Annotated in this window: 15 protein-coding genes; 13 read left to right on the plus strand and 2 right to left on the minus strand. The window is 67.5% G+C overall.

Annotated features, from left to right (window positions below):
• The first annotated feature begins 3 nt into the window (after positions 1-3).
• From ACYQ7X_RS09440 to ACYQ7X_RS09500, 13 genes are all read left to right on the plus strand, one after another.
• Positions 4-1,044, plus strand: a complete 1,041-nt coding sequence (locus ACYQ7X_RS09440; RefSeq protein WP_459696743.1) for an ABC transporter substrate-binding protein — start codon at positions 4-6, stop codon at positions 1,042-1,044.
• Positions 1,045-1,173: 129 nt separating this feature from the next.
• Positions 1,174-2,412 carry a branched-chain amino acid ABC transporter substrate-binding protein gene (locus ACYQ7X_RS09445; RefSeq protein ID WP_459696745.1) on the plus strand — a complete coding sequence of 413 codons (1,239 nt, stop codon included), beginning with the start codon at positions 1,174-1,176 and terminating at the stop codon, positions 2,410-2,412.
• A gap of 209 nt (positions 2,413-2,621) precedes the next feature.
• Positions 2,622-3,551, plus strand: coding sequence for a branched-chain amino acid ABC transporter permease (locus tag ACYQ7X_RS09450; RefSeq protein WP_459696746.1), 930 nt, complete (start codon positions 2,622-2,624; stop codon positions 3,549-3,551).
• 17 nt (positions 3,552-3,568) lie between these two features.
• Complete coding sequence (locus ACYQ7X_RS09455; RefSeq protein WP_459696747.1) at positions 3,569-5,653, plus strand: branched-chain amino acid ABC transporter ATP-binding protein/permease; 2,085 nt, start codon at positions 3,569-3,571, stop codon at positions 5,651-5,653.
• Positions 5,646-6,368, plus strand: coding sequence for an ABC transporter ATP-binding protein (locus tag ACYQ7X_RS09460; protein WP_459696748.1), 723 nt, complete (start codon positions 5,646-5,648; stop codon positions 6,366-6,368). Before ACYQ7X_RS09455 ends, ACYQ7X_RS09460 begins: the two co-directional genes overlap by 8 nt.
• A gap of 22 nt (positions 6,369-6,390) precedes the next feature.
• On the plus strand, positions 6,391-6,882 hold the full coding sequence (locus ACYQ7X_RS09465; protein WP_459696749.1) for a YaiI/YqxD family protein: 492 nt from the start codon (positions 6,391-6,393) through the stop codon (positions 6,880-6,882).
• Positions 6,883-6,988: 106 nt separating this feature from the next.
• Positions 6,989-8,635, plus strand: a complete 1,647-nt coding sequence (gene mdcA, locus ACYQ7X_RS09470; protein WP_459696750.1) for a malonate decarboxylase subunit alpha — start codon at positions 6,989-6,991, stop codon at positions 8,633-8,635.
• A gap of 10 nt (positions 8,636-8,645) precedes the next feature.
• A complete protein-coding gene (mdcC, locus tag ACYQ7X_RS09475; protein ID WP_459696751.1) occupies positions 8,646-8,960 on the plus strand; it encodes a malonate decarboxylase acyl carrier protein in 315 nt (104 codons plus the stop codon).
• Positions 8,957-9,874: a biotin-independent malonate decarboxylase subunit beta gene (locus ACYQ7X_RS09480; protein WP_459696752.1), complete on the plus strand. Its 918-nt coding sequence runs from the start codon at positions 8,957-8,959 to the stop codon at positions 9,872-9,874. The genes mdcC and ACYQ7X_RS09480 overlap by 4 nt, the downstream gene beginning before the upstream one ends.
• Complete coding sequence (locus ACYQ7X_RS09485) at positions 9,861-10,667, plus strand: biotin-independent malonate decarboxylase subunit gamma (RefSeq protein WP_459696753.1); 807 nt, start codon at positions 9,861-9,863, stop codon at positions 10,665-10,667. Before ACYQ7X_RS09480 ends, ACYQ7X_RS09485 begins: the two co-directional genes overlap by 14 nt.
• A 6-nt stretch (positions 10,668-10,673) precedes the next feature.
• Positions 10,674-11,312, plus strand: a complete 639-nt coding sequence (mdcG, locus tag ACYQ7X_RS09490) for a malonate decarboxylase holo-[acyl-carrier-protein] synthase (RefSeq protein WP_459696754.1) — start codon at positions 10,674-10,676, stop codon at positions 11,310-11,312.
• A complete protein-coding gene (gene mdcB, locus ACYQ7X_RS09495) occupies positions 11,309-12,157 on the plus strand; it encodes a triphosphoribosyl-dephospho-CoA synthase MdcB (RefSeq protein ID WP_459696755.1) in 849 nt (282 codons plus the stop codon). Before mdcG ends, mdcB begins: the two co-directional genes overlap by 4 nt.
• Complete coding sequence (locus ACYQ7X_RS09500; RefSeq protein ID WP_459696756.1) at positions 12,157-13,062, plus strand: acyltransferase domain-containing protein; 906 nt, start codon at positions 12,157-12,159, stop codon at positions 13,060-13,062. Before mdcB ends, ACYQ7X_RS09500 begins: the two co-directional genes overlap by 1 nt.
• A 37-nt stretch (positions 13,063-13,099) precedes the next feature.
• On the opposite strand, the gene ACYQ7X_RS09505 is transcribed toward ACYQ7X_RS09500, so the two are convergent.
• Positions 13,100-13,477 (minus strand): acyl-CoA thioesterase, encoded by a 378-nt coding sequence (locus ACYQ7X_RS09505; protein ID WP_459696757.1) that lies wholly within the window; start codon positions 13,475-13,477, stop codon positions 13,100-13,102.
• A gap of 13 nt (positions 13,478-13,490) precedes the next feature.
• Positions 13,491-13,817: a thioredoxin TrxA gene (trxA, locus tag ACYQ7X_RS09510; RefSeq protein ID WP_459696758.1), complete on the minus strand. Its 327-nt coding sequence runs from the start codon at positions 13,815-13,817 to the stop codon at positions 13,491-13,493.
• Positions 13,818-13,872: the final 55 nt, after the last annotated feature.

The raw sequence follows: 13,872 nt of genomic DNA on the forward strand, positions 1-13,872 counted from the left end.
TCAATGACGAGGGAGGATTGGATGCGCGAAAGAATGAGGCGGCTTGTACTAAAGGCGGGCGGGCTGCTGCTTTTGGCGGCACTGGCGCCGCTCGCGGTGCGGGAGGCGAAGGCGGCGGATGCGCTGACGCTGCAACTCAAATGGGTTACGCAAGGGCAGTTCGTCGGCTATTACGTGGCCCAGGCAAAGGGCTTCTACAAGGCTGAGAACCTCGACGTTACCATCAAGCCGGGCGGGCCGGACATCAACCCGGATCAGGTGCTGGCTGGCGGCGGCGCCGATGTGGTGATCGACTGGATGCCCTCGGCGCTCGCGACGCGCGAGAAGGGCGTTCCGATCGTCAATATCGCCCAGGTCTTCCAGCATTCCGGCATGGAACTGACCTGCCGCAAGGATAGCGGGATCAAGACGCCGGCCGACTTCAAGGGCAAGACGCTCGGCGTCTGGTTCTCGGGCAACGAATATCCGTTCCTCTCCTGGATGGCCAAGCTTGGCTATTCAACGAGCGGGTCGCACCCCGATGTCACCGTGCTCAAGCAGGGCTTCAACGTGGATCCTCTGCTACAGAAGCAGGCGGCCTGCATTTCGACCATGAGCTACAACGAATATTGGCAGCTCATCGAAGCTGGCATGAAGCCCTCACAACTCATCGTCTTCAAGTACCAGCAGGAGGGTGTGGCAACCCTCGAAGACGGGCTCTACGTTCTGCAATCGACGCTCGACAAGCCCGCGATGGTTGATCGGCTCGCCCGTTTCCTCAAGGCTTCAAAAGAAGGGTGGAATTATGCGGCCAAGCATCAGGCCGAAGCAGTAAAAATCCTCCTCGCCGCCGACACAGCTGGTGTTTTGACGAAGCAACACCAAACCCGGATGGTGGAGGAGGTGGTCAAGCTGCTCGGCACGACGCCGTGGGGCTATCTGCAGCCGGCCGATTATGATCGGACGGTAAACGAACTTCTGTCGACCAAATCGACACCTGTGATCTCGAAAAAGCCGGTCAGCGCCTATAGCTATGCGGTATGGGATAAGGCCTTCAAGAGCTGAGAAGGAGTCTTTGCGGCCGGCCGCACATTTCCTCTGGACTTCTGCGGCGGCGCGATGCTTGCTTCAATTCTTGGTGCGGGCGGAAAAGCCGCAACGATGCGTACAAGTCATGATCTAGGAGATCTATCGATGATTACGAGACGTTCTGCCGCCACACTGTTCGCGGGCACCGCGCTTGGTGCGGCCATCGGCCTGCCGCGCGGCGCAGAGGCCGCTACCAAGGAGTTGGTGATCGGCCTCACCTTCCCGATCACCGGGGCGGATGCGGCGGGCGCCAAGCGCATGATGAACGGCGCGCTCCTTGGCATCCAGCAAGCGAACGACGCTAACGAGATCCCCGGCTACACGCTGAAGCCGATGATCCTCAACAACGCGACGCCGACCGCCGGGCAGTATGACCCCGCCCAGGCCGCCACCAACGCCCGCAAGCTCGTCTCCAACCAGCATGTGGTGGCGGCGGTCGGCCCGGAAATGAGCGGCTCGGCCAAGGCGATGGTGCCTATTCTGAATGAGGCGAGCATCGCGCTCATCACCCCCTCTGCGACCAACCCCGATCTCACCAACCCGCAATTCGCCGCCCAGTACATGCCGTCCGGCAAACCCACCTTCTTCCGGACGGTGACGACCGACGCCTTCCAGGGCCCGAACATGGCCAATTTCTATGCCGAAACGCTCGGCCTCAAGGATGTCTATATCCTTGATGACAGCGGCGCTTATGGCGTCGGGCTGGCTGATTCCTTCCAGAAGCAGGCCGCGGCCAAGGGCCTCAAAGTGCTCGGCCGCGACCGGCTCGACCCGAATGCGTCGGACTATTCTTCCGTGCTCACCAAGATCAAGTCCCTCAACGCGACCTCGCTCTACTACGGCGGCGTGAGCAATGCGGGTGTCAAGCTCGTCAAGCAGAGCTACCAGATCGTGCCGAGCATCAAGAAGGGCGCGGGCGACGGCATGTATACGCCGGACGTCACGACCGGCGCGGGCTTCCCCGCGGCGGAAGGTTGGTATGTCACCAACGCCTCCCCGCATATGACGGAAGATCCCAAGATCGCGAACTGGATGAACGCCTATACCTCCAAGTTCAACGAGGCGCCGGACGATTACGCCATCACCTCCTATGACGGCACGCTCGTCATCATCGCAGCGATCAAGAAAGTGGTGAGCGAAGGCAAGAAGCCCACGCGGCAGAACGTGCGCGCGGCGATTGCCGGCCTCACCGTTGATACGCTGCAAGGGACGGTCGCCTTCGATAGCAATGGCGATATCAAGCAGCGGGTGGTGAGCGTGTTCCAGATCGTCCACAACCCGAAATATCCCCTGGATGACGCTATCCATCAGTACAAGTACATCGGCGTTGCCCCGCAAAGCTGATTGAGCGCGAGGGTCGAGACGGCTGTGGCCGATGCCCCGCCGCCGCGACCCCGCAAGCTTCGAGGCCCGGCAAGCGGGCTCCACTCCCCCGCCGGCGCCGCGTATTGGCCCCGGCCTGCGCACCATCACCCGATGGCAGGCAGGCCGGGGCCGGCGGAACTTGCCAGTCTGAAGCTCAGATAACCTTCACCCCGCCGGGAATATCATGAATGTCGTCTCTTGATCTTCTGATCCAGCAATTCGTCAACGGCATGAGCCTGGGCGCGATGTACGCCCTCCTCGCGCTCGGCTTCACCATCGTCTATGGCATCATGGAGCTGATCAACTTCTCGCATTTCAACGTGTTCATGATTGGCTCCTTCGTGGCGATGGGCGTTCTGACCCTGTTCGGGCTCAACGGCCAGTCCATCCTGATGCACGGTTTGCCGCTCGTCGCTGTGTTGCTCGCAACGCTCGTGGTCACCATGGCCTTCTGCGGTATGCTCGGCGTCGGCATCGAACGGCTGGCGCTCCGTCCGCTCCGCGGGGTGCAGGGGCCGATGGCGATGATCACGACGATCGGCGTCTCCTACGTGCTCTCGAACGTGGTGATGCTCGGCGCTGGCGCGAATACCAAGAATTTCCCCAACCCCATCCCGCCGGTGAAACTGCATATCGGCACCGCGACGATCACCGTGTTCCAGATCATCATCTGGGTGCTCTCCGCCCTGCTGATGGGCGGGCTCTATCTGTTCGTGCAGCGCAGCAAGCTCGGCAAGGCGATGCGGGCGACGGCGCAGGATCCGGATGCGGCGCTGATGATGGGGGTGGATGTCAACCGTGTCATCATGACCGCCTTCTTCCTCGGCTCGGCGCTTGCCGGGGCGGCCGGATTCATCTTCGGCCTCTACTACAACTTCACCAATTTCGGCATCGGCTTCACCTCCGGCTTGCGCGCCTTTACCGCCGCCGTGCTCGGCGGCATCGGCAATATCCCGGGCGCCATGCTGGGCGGCGTCATCATCGGCCTCATCGAGGCGATGGCCGGCCAGTATATCGGCGCGAAATGGGCCGATGTGATCATCTTCTCGCTGCTGGTGCTGGTGCTGATCTTCAAGCCGGCGGGCCTGCTCGGCCGCCTCGCCCCCACCAAGTCCTGAAGAGAGGAGCACGGATCATGGATACGACCACCGCGCCCCCTGATGCCAAGCCGGGGCATGAGAATACCAACGCCCTGCATACGGTGGAGGCGCCGCCCGGCAAATGGCGCTGGCTCGCCGCGCCATTCGACAAGCAGCGCAACCGCGTCGCGGCGATCTGCGCCCTGGCACTCTTCGCCGTGCTGTTTCCCGTCATCACCGGCGATCAGGCGAATATCGATTCGGCCGCCAATGCCGCCGCCTATGCCGCGCTCGCTCTCGGCCTCAATGTCGTCGTCGGCTTCTGCGGCCTGCTCGATCTCGGCTATGCCGCCTTCTTCGCGATCGGCGCCTATGCCTATGGCGTGCTCACCTCCTGGCAGTTGACCCCGGCCTGGAGCGGCTTCTGGATGCCGTTCCAGGCCCTCGGCCTCGTGCACAAGATCGTGCAGAACGGCCAGGCGCTGGTCCATTTCACCGTCTCTTTTTGGATCATGCTGCCGCTGTCTGGCGTCATCGCCGCCTTCTTCGGTGTCCTCTTCGGCGCGCCGACGCTGCGGCTGCGGGGTGATTATCTCGCCATCGTAACGCTCGGCTTTGGCGAGATCGTGCCGATCGTGGCACGCAACTGGACGGGGCTGACGAATGGCGCCGCCGGGCTCAACGGCATCGCGGCGCCGACCGTCTTCAGCTATCATTTCGGCATCAACGCGACGCCCTATTACTATGTCGGCATCGGGCTCGTCGCCTTCCTCATCTTCGCGAGCACGCGGCTGCGCGAAAGCCGCATCGGCCGGGCCTGGATGGCGATCCGCGATGATGAGATCGCGGCGAGCGCCATGGGCATCGACCTGACGCGCTTCAAGCTTCTCGCCTTCGGCATGGGCGCGGGCTTCGCCGGCATGGCCGGCACCTTCTACGTCGCTAAGCTGCAGACCGCGACGCCCGATATGTTCGGCTTTCCGGTCTCGGTGATGATCCTCGTCATGGTGGTGCTCGGCGGCCTCGGCAGCGTCTGGGGCGTGGTGCTCGGCGCGGTGGCGCTCCAACTGCTGCAATCCTGGTTCCTGGGTGACCTCACACAATGGGTCAATGCGCTGGGCGATGCCGTCGGTTCCAACTGGATGAGCTCGGTCGATCTGACCCAGGCGAGCGAGCTGATCTTCGGCATCATCCTGGTGCTGATGATGCTCTATCGGCGGGAAGGCCTCATCCCCGCCAACCGCCGCCAGCGCGCGCTTTCCTTCGAGCAGCAGCACGCAACGGTGCAGACCCGCATCCGGGCCGAGGATGTGCGCCTCTCCGCGCTCGGCACCGTGCCGCATCAGGCGCGGCCGGGTGATGTGCCGATGCTGGAGATCCGCGATCTCACCGTGCGCTTCGGCGGCCTCGTGGCGCTCAACAAGGTGAACATCACCGTGCCGCAGGGCAGCGTCGTCGCCGTGATCGGGCCGAACGGCTCCGGCAAATCGACCCTCTTCAACACCATCACCGGCCTGACCCGCGCGGGCGAGGGCAGCATTCTCTTCAACGGCCGGGATATCCTCGGTCTGCCGCCGCACGAGATCCTTAAAGCCGGCATCGCGCGGACCTTCCAGAATATCCGCCTGTTCGGCACCCTCACGGTTGCAGAGAACATCATGGTCGGCCAGCATGCGCGGCTCAAGGCGGGGCCGCTCAGCGCCGTATTCCGCTCCCCCAACTCTCTGCCCGAGGAAAAGGCGGCGCGCGCCTGGATTGTCGAGATCGCCCAGGTTTTCGGCAACCGCCTGGTGCCGCGCCTGACCCAGACGGTGGTGGGCCTCTCCTACGCCAACCGCCGTCGGGTGGAGATTTCCCGTGCGCTCGCCTCCAAGCCGAAGCTGCTGCTGCTCGATGAGCCGACGGCGGGGATGAACACCTCCGAAAGCCTCGAGCTCGCCGAGCAGATCAAGGGGCTGCATGCCCTTGGCCTCACCGTGCTCATCATCGAGCACAAGCTCGACGTGGTAACCCGCATCGCCGACAAGGTGATCGTCCTCGATCATGGCGAGAAGCTCACCGAGGGTCTGCCGGACGAGGTGCGGCGCAACGAACAGGTTCTGGAAGCCTATCTCGGCCGGGGGGCCGCCGCCCATGCTTGAGTTCCGCAACGTCAATACCTACTACGGCGATCTGCACGTTCTGAAGAACGTCAACTACAACCTCGGTTCGGGCGAGATCATCTGCCTGCTCGGCGGCAATGCCTGCGGCAAATCGACCACCATGAAGACGATCATGGGCATCGTGCGGCCGACCTCGGGCGAGGTGATCTTCGAGGGCGAGCGGATCGACCGGCTGCCAACCGCTGAGCGCGTCAAGCGCGGCATCGCTCCGGTGCTGGAAGCGCGCCGACTGTTTCCGCGCATGACGGTGTTCGAGAATCTCGAAATGGGTGCCTTCACGCGCAAGCGCGGCGCCGATCTCGATGCCGATCTGGAGCGCGTCTATACGCTCTTCCCCCGCGTCAAGGAGCGGCGTGACCAGCTTGCCGGCACGCTGTCGGGCGGCGAGCAGCAGATGGTGGCGATCGGCCGGGCGCTGATGGCGCGGCCCAAGCTCATCTGCATGGACGAGCCTTCGATGGGGCTGTCGCCGCTCTATGTGGAGCAGACCTTCGAGATCATCCAGCAGATCAACCGCCAGGGTGTCACGATCTTCATGGTGGAGCAGAACGCCGCCATGGCGCTCTCCATCGCCCATCGCGCCTATGTGCTGCAAACCGGCCAGGTGGTGCTCTCCGGCCCCGCCGCGGAGCTGCGCGAGAACGAGCAGATCCGCGAAGCCTATCTCGGCGAGATGCAGGTGGCGGCCGCCTGAGCCTTCGGCTAACCAAGGGCGCATGACGGTTCTTTACGTGGATGGCGATGCCTGCCCGGTGCGGGAAGAGGTCTATCGCGTGGCGGAGCGGCGGGGGCTTGCGGTCTTCGTCGTCGCCAACGGGTCGCGGCCGATGCGCCCCTCGGGGCGGCCGGGGGTTTCGCTGATCCTGGTGCCTGAAGGGCCCGATGCGGCGGATGATTGGATCGCCGAGCGTATCGGCCCCGGCGATATCTGCATCACCGCCGATATTCCGCTCGCCTCCCGCTGTCTTGAGCGTGGCGGGCGGGCGCTTTCGCCACGCGGCCATGTCTGGACCACGGATAATATCGGCTCCGCCCTCGCCGGCCGTGCCGTCGCCGAGCATCTGCGCTCGATGGGCGTCGATACCCGCGGGCCGGCGTCGCTCACGAAGGAGCATCGCTCCCGCTTTCTCGCAGCCCTCGATGCCGAGATCACCGCAGCCGGGCGCCCGGCTGCGCGCCGCTTCGTGGTGCCGCCCGGCGGATTTTGAGGGGCGGCCAAGCTGTGCCAACCTCAGGCTCGCTATCCGACGGCGGGTGGGGCGCGGACCGGTTGACCCCCGCGGGCCCGGGACGGAAGGAGGGGGGAGCTTGCGCATGCCCGATTGGACGCGAAGCCGCGCGGCCCTCAGCGAACGGCTGGCCGCGGGTGCAGCCTATGCCGAAGGCAAGTCCGTCCCTCCCGCAGCACTCCGCCCCTTCCTCGAAGCGGTGGTGCGGCCGGGGGATCGGGTCTGCATCGAGGGGGATAATCAGAAGCAGGCCGATCTGCTGGCCCGCGCGCTCGCCGAGGTCGATCCCGCCCGGGTGCATGATCTGCACATGGTGCAATCGGGCGTGGTACTGCCCGAGCATCTCGATCTCTTCGACAAGGGCATCGCCCGGCGGCTCGACTATTCCTATTCCGGCCCGCAGGCGGCGCGCATCGCCCGCATGCTCTTCGCCGGGCAGATCGAGCTTGGCGCCGTCCATACCTATCTCGAACTCTTCGGCCGCTACTTCATCGACCTCACGCCCCAGGTGGCGCTGATCGCCGCCGTCTCGGCGGATCGCGCGGGCAACCTCTATACCGGGCCGAATACCGAGGATACGCCGACGATCGTTGAGGCAACGAGCTTCAAGGGTGGGCTGGTGATCGCCCAGGTGGCCGAGATCGTGGAGCGGGTGCCGCGCGTGGATATCCCTGGGGACCAGGTGCATTTCGTGGTCGCCGCGGGCAAGCCCTTCTATGTCGAGCCGCTCTTTACCCGCGATCCGGCGGCGATTACCGAGACGCAGATCCTCACCGCGATGATCGCGCTCAAGGGCATCTACGCCCCTTATGGCGTGCGCCGGCTCAACCACGGCATCGGCTTCAACACGGCGGCGATCGAATTGCTGCTGCCCACCTATGGCGAGCGGCTCGGCCTGCGCGGCCAGATCTGCACGCATTTCGCGCTCAACCCGCATCCGACGCTGATCCCGGCGATCGAAGCCGGCTGGGTGAGCCAGGTGCATTGCTTCGGCTCCGAGGTCGGCATGGAGGAATATGTGGCGGCGCGGCCGGATATCTTCTTCACCGGCCCGGATGGCTCGCTCCGCTCCAACCGCGCCTTCTGCCAGACGGCCGGGCTCTACGCCTGCGACATGTTCATCGGCGCGACGCTGCAGATCGACCTCGAAGGCCATAGCTCGACCGTGACGGCGAACCGCATCGCGGGCTTCGGCGGTGCGCCGAACATGGGCTCCGACCCGCATGGCAGGCGCCACCCGAGCGCGCCATGGCTGCGCGCCGGGGCTGAGGCCGATCCTCTTTCCCCCGCGCCGCTTCGCCGCGGCCGCAAGCTCGTGGTGCAGATCGGCGAGACCTTTGGGGAAAGGAATGTCCCGCTCTTCGTCGAAAAGCTCGATGCGCTGCAACTCGCCGAGAAGCTCGCGCTCGATCTCGCCCCGGTGATGGTCTACGCCGACGATGTGACGCATATCGTGACCGAAGAGGGGATCGCCAACCTCCTCCTCTGCCGCGACAGGCACGAGCGTGAGCAGGCCATCCGCGGGGTTGCCGGCTACACCGAGATCGGGCGCGGGCGGGATGCGCGGATGGTCGAGGCGCTGCGCGCCCGGCGGGTTATCCAGCGGCCGGAGGATCTCGGCATCGATCCGCTCGATGCGGACCGGCGGCTGCTCGCCGCGCGGTCGATCAAGGATCTCGTCCAGATCTCAGGCGGGCTTTACGATCCGCCGAGCCGCTTCCGCAACTGGTAGGGGAAGGCGCATGGAAAAACTCTCCTTCACCCTCACGGCGCCGAGCCCCGCCAAGGGCCGACGCACGGTCGCGATCGTCGGGGTCGTCGCCTCGGGCAATCTCGAAGTGCTTGTCGAACGGCGGGGGCCGGCGGATCGCTGCACTGTCGAAGTCGCGACTCCGGTGCGGGGCTTCGCGCCGGTCTGGCAGGCGGTGATCGCCGATTTCGTGCGGCGCGGAGCGGGCGGCCTCGCGATCGCCATCAACGATGCCGGCGCCCGGCCCGACATGGTGGCGCTGCGCCTGGCCCAGGGCTTGCGCATGATCGAGGAGGCGGAGGCGTGAGCGGTGCGCATGGAGCGAGCCAAGGGCTGAGCTGGTTCGAGGCGACGGCGCGGCAGCGCATCGCGGACCTCGCCGACCCTGCCAGCTTCGAGGAAATCCTCGGCCCCGAATGCCGCGAGATCTCGCCGCATCTGTCGTTCTTCGATCTTCCGGCGCAGTTCGACGATGGCATCGTCATCGGCCGCGGCCGCCTCGCGGCGCGGGAGGTTTTCATCGCGGCGCAAGAAGGCCGCTTCATGGGCGGCGCTTTTGGCGAAGTGCATGGCGCCAAGCTGCTCGGCCTGCTGCGGGCGGCGCGCGATCTCGGGCGCGACGTGCTCATCCTCTTCGATACCGGCGGCGTACGCCTGCAGGAGGCCAATGCCGGGGAGCTTGCGATAGCCGAGGTGATGCGCGCCATCGTCGAGACGCGGCTGGCGGGGGGCACGGTGCTCGGCCTCATCGGTGGCCGGGCCGGCTGTTATGGCGGCGGCGGCCTCATCGCGGGGTGCTGTTCACGCCTCATCGTCTCCGAGCCCGGGCGGATCGCGGTGAGCGGGCCGGAGGTGATCGAGACCCATCGCGGGGTAGAGGAATTCGACTCCAAGGATCGCGCCTTCGTCTGGCGCAGCATGGGTGGCAAGCACCGCTATCTGACAGGCGGGGCGGATGTCTTCGTCGATGATGATCCGGCAGCCTTCCGCGCCGCCGCGATCGCCGAACTCGGCCGGAGGCACCCGCTCAGCCTCGCCGTACTGGAGGCGGAGCAGGCGCGCCTCGCCGCGCGGCTGCGGCGTTTCGGCCAGGCACGGGACGGGCGGGAGGTCTGGCAGTCGCTCGGCATCCCGGCGCCCGAGGCGGTGCCCGGCCTCGGCGCTGGGTCTTTCCTCAGCCTCGCCGAGGGCAGGCGGGAGCGTGCCGATGACGCTCGCTGAGATCCTCGCGGCCCTTTTCCCGGCGGGCCATGCGGTGCGCGCGGAGGATGGGCTGCTGCGCGGCGAAGGCGCGCTCGGCGGCGTCCGCGGCATCCGGGTCATCGGTCTTGCCGACGCGATACCCCTCGGGGCGGAGGGGGCGCTCGCCCTCGCCGAGGAGGTGCTTGGCGTGATCCGCGGCGGGGGCGATGCGCCGATCCTGGTGCTGATTGACAGCGCCAGCCAGCGCATGAGCCGGCATGACGAGCTGATGGGCCTCTACGAATATCTCGCGCATCTCGCCAAGGCGCTGCTGCTGGTACAGGATGCGGGGCATCGCACCATCGGCTTGCTCTATGGCGGCAGCGCCGCCGGCGCCTTCATCGCCACCGCGCTTGCCTGCGAAACGCTGCTCGCGGTGCCCGGCGCGCATCCGGCGGTGATGGATCTGCCCTCCATGGCGCGGGTGACGAAACTCTCGGTCGAGACGCTCGAAGAGATGGCGCGCCGCACCCCGGTTTTCGCACCGGGGCTCGACAATCTGGCGCTCACCGGCGGCATCCGGGCGACGCTCGATCCGGGAGCTCTCGCCCAAGGGGTGTTGGCGGCGCTGGAGGAGCCGGCCGGGCCGGATAGGCGCGCGCAACTTGGCGCCGAACGAGGCGGGCGGGCGAAGGCGGCGGCGATCGCCGAGCGGGTGCAGCGGCTGCTGCAAGCCCCGCCCCAGGCCGCGCCGCCCAGCCAGGTGCCGAGCCCGCCGCCCAGTAGCCTGCCGCCCAGTAGCCTGCCGCCCGGCAGCCCGCCGCGCAGCTGACGGGCGATGTGCCGACGGCATGATCTGGTGACGCCCTCGGCCGCCGGTTGGGCGTCCCTCACCGCCGCCCTGCCGGATTTCGCGCATGATCCGGTGCTGCGCCTCTGGCCGCTCCATCGCTGGCCGCTGGTGGTGCGCAGGCGGGACGAGGGCGAAGCCGATGCCGCCGCCGTGGGGGCGATTCCGCTCGGCCTGCCGCTGCCGCCCGCCGCCGGCAAGCGGCGCATCGCGCTTGGGTTGCGCCGGGCGGAGGTGGCGGCGATCGGGCCGCCCCCGCCGCTCGCGGCTGCACGGGATGCGGCGCCGCCCGCCTGGCAGCCGGCGATCGCGGCACTCCTCGCGCTCACGCCCGGGGTGCGGTGCTTCGGCAGCCTCGCCTGGCAGCATGTCACCGGGCTCGCCTATCTGGCGCCGACCTCCGATCTCGACCTGCTCTGGGACCTGCCGCCCGCGCCGCTGGTCATGCTGGATGGCATCGCGCGGATCGCCGCGGCGGCGCCGATGCGGATCGATGGCGAGGTGCTGGGGCCCTGGGGTGGCGTGCAATGGCGCGAGTTGCGGCGCGCCGATCCGGTGGCGGTGAAGGGTGACAAGGGGGGCGTTGCCCTCATCGCCCGCGCTACCTTCTGCGAGGGCAGGCGGTGAGCGGGGCGCTGCTCACGCAGGCGACGGCGGCCGAGGCGCGGGCAAGCCAGTTCGGCGCGCTTGCCCGCGCCGCCCTGGTCCTGGAAGTCGAAACCCATCCCAAGCCCGGCCTCGTCAGCCATCGCGATCGCGGCGCGCATCGGGACATGGATGCCGATCTTCTGCGGCGGAGCGCGGCGGTGCTGGAGCCTTTCTTCCTGGCCCTGGCAACCGCCGGCGCGCGCGATGCCGGGATGGCGGAACTTCGCCGCATCGGGCTGGCGGCGGAAGCGGCGATGCTGGCCGAAACCGCAGGGGTGAATACCCATCGCGGGGCGATTTTCGGCCTCGGCCTGCTCGTGGCTGCTGCGGGGCTCAGTGCGGCTCAAGGATGGCGAGGCCGCCTCGGCCCGCTGGTCGCCGGCCGCTGGGGGGCCGAGATCGCCCAAGCACCGACGAACCCCGGCAGCCATGGCGCCATGGCTTGCCGGCGCTATCGGGTGGGGGGTGCACGGGCGGAAGCGGCGGCGGGCTTTCCCTCCGCCTATGGCATCGGCCTGCCGGCGCTCCGCGCCGCCCGCGCGCGCCTGCCGGAAGATGCCGAGGCAGCGCGGGTGCAGGCTTGCATTGCGCTGATCGCGCAGGTTGAGGATACCAACCTGCTGCATCGCGGGGGCGCTGCCGGCCTGCGTTTCGCCCAGGATGGCGCGGCTGCCTTCCTGGCGCGGGGCGGCGTAGGCGCACCCGGCTGGCGGCAGGCCGCCGAGGGGCTGCACCGCCGCTTCTCCGCCCGCAACCTCAGCCCGGGGGGCTCGGCTGATCTGCTCGCCATCACCCTCTTTCTCGACATGACGGAGCCGGGCTGATGCTGGCGCTGCTCTGCGGCGGGCAGGGGCGCCTCGGCCCCGGCATCTTCGACCTTGCCGCCGGCAGCCCGGCTGCCGCGCCGATCTTCGCCGCAGCCGCCGGGCTGCTCGGCCAGGATCCGCGCGGCCTGGTGCGGGCGGAGGCGGCGGATCAGCTCACCGACAACCGCCTCAGCCAGATCCTGACCGTCACGGCGAGCCTCGCCCTCCATGCCGCGCTCGCCGATGCGCTGCCCGAATGTTGCGCTGTTCTCGGCTATAGCGTGGGGGAAATGGCGGCCTGGAGCATTGCCGGTGTCTGGGATGCGGAGCGGGCCTTGCGGCTGACCGCGGCGCGGGCCGAGGCGATGACGGCGGCGGCGTCCGTGCCTGGCCGCCTTGCCTATGTGCGAGGCCTGCCGGAAGGGCGGCTTGCCGCCATGGCCGCAGCGCGCGGTTGTGCCATCGCGATCCGCAATCCCGGCCGGCTCTTCGTGGTCGGCGGCCCAGAGGAGGCGATCGCGGCCCTCTGTGCCGAGGCTGAGGCTGGAGGTGCCGAGCGGGCCGCCCCGCTCGCGGTGCGGATCGCGGCACACACGTGCCTGCTCGATGCCGCGATCGAGCCCTTCACGGCGGCCCTCGCGGCAAGCCGGCCGCGTGACCCGGATGCGGGGCGGTGGCTGCTCGCAGGCAGCGGCGGAGCAAGGATTTTTCGCGTGGAGGCAGCCTTGCCGCGGCTCGCTTCCCAAGTGGCCCGCCCGATCGACTGGGCGGAGACTATGCAAGCGCTGGGGGAACTCGGCTGCGACCGGATACTCGACCTTGGGCCCGGTGCGGCGCTCGCCCAGATGGCCGGCGGCGCGCAGAGCTACGCGGCGGCGCAGTTCAGCACGCTTGATGGGCTGCGCCGCTGGTGCGCGGCGTGAGCCGCAGGGGCGCTGTAACCTCCGCGCGAAGGCGGGATCAGGCTTCCTTCATCTCGATCGGTCGCGGCCTGCGGTCTTCATCGAGCGCCACGAAGGTGAAGACCGCCTTGGTGACGAGTACCGTCTCCTCCTGGTCGCGCGTGCGGCGTTCCGCTTCCACGGTGATCTTCATCGAGGTGCGGCCGACCGAGAGCAGTTCGGCATAGACACTGACCTCATCCCCCACATGCACGGGGGCGAGGAAGGTCATCGCATCGACCGCGACGGTCGCGCAGCGGCCGCGGGCGACGCGATGGGCGAGATTGCCGGCAGCCAGATCCATCTGTGCCAGCAGCCACCCGCCGAAGATATCTCCGGCGGGGTTGGTATCCGCCGGCATGGCGATGACGCGGATGAGGGGGTCGCGGGTCGCCATGCGCGGCTTGCCTTCAGATGCTACGGTCGATCCAGGCCTTGAGCACGCTCTTCGGCGCGGCGCCGACCTGCGTCGCGGCGGCCTTGCCGTCCTTGAAGAGGATCAGCGTCGGGATACCGCGCACGGCGTATTTGCCCGGCGTCTGCGGGTTCTCGTCGATATTCACCTTGGCAATGGTGAGCTTGCCGGCATATTCGGCCGAGATTTCTTCAAGCGCCGGAGAGATCGCGCGGCAGGGGCCGCACCATTCGGCCCAGAAGTCGACGACCACGGGGCCGGGAGCGTTCAGCACGTCTGTATCGAAGCTCGCATCCGTCACGGTCTTGGTGTTGGCAGCCATGGGAGACCTCACGATAAAACCGAGCCTCACGGCGCGGTGATGGAACAGTTATGGC

This window comes from Acidisoma sp. C75 (assembly GCF_054665095.1).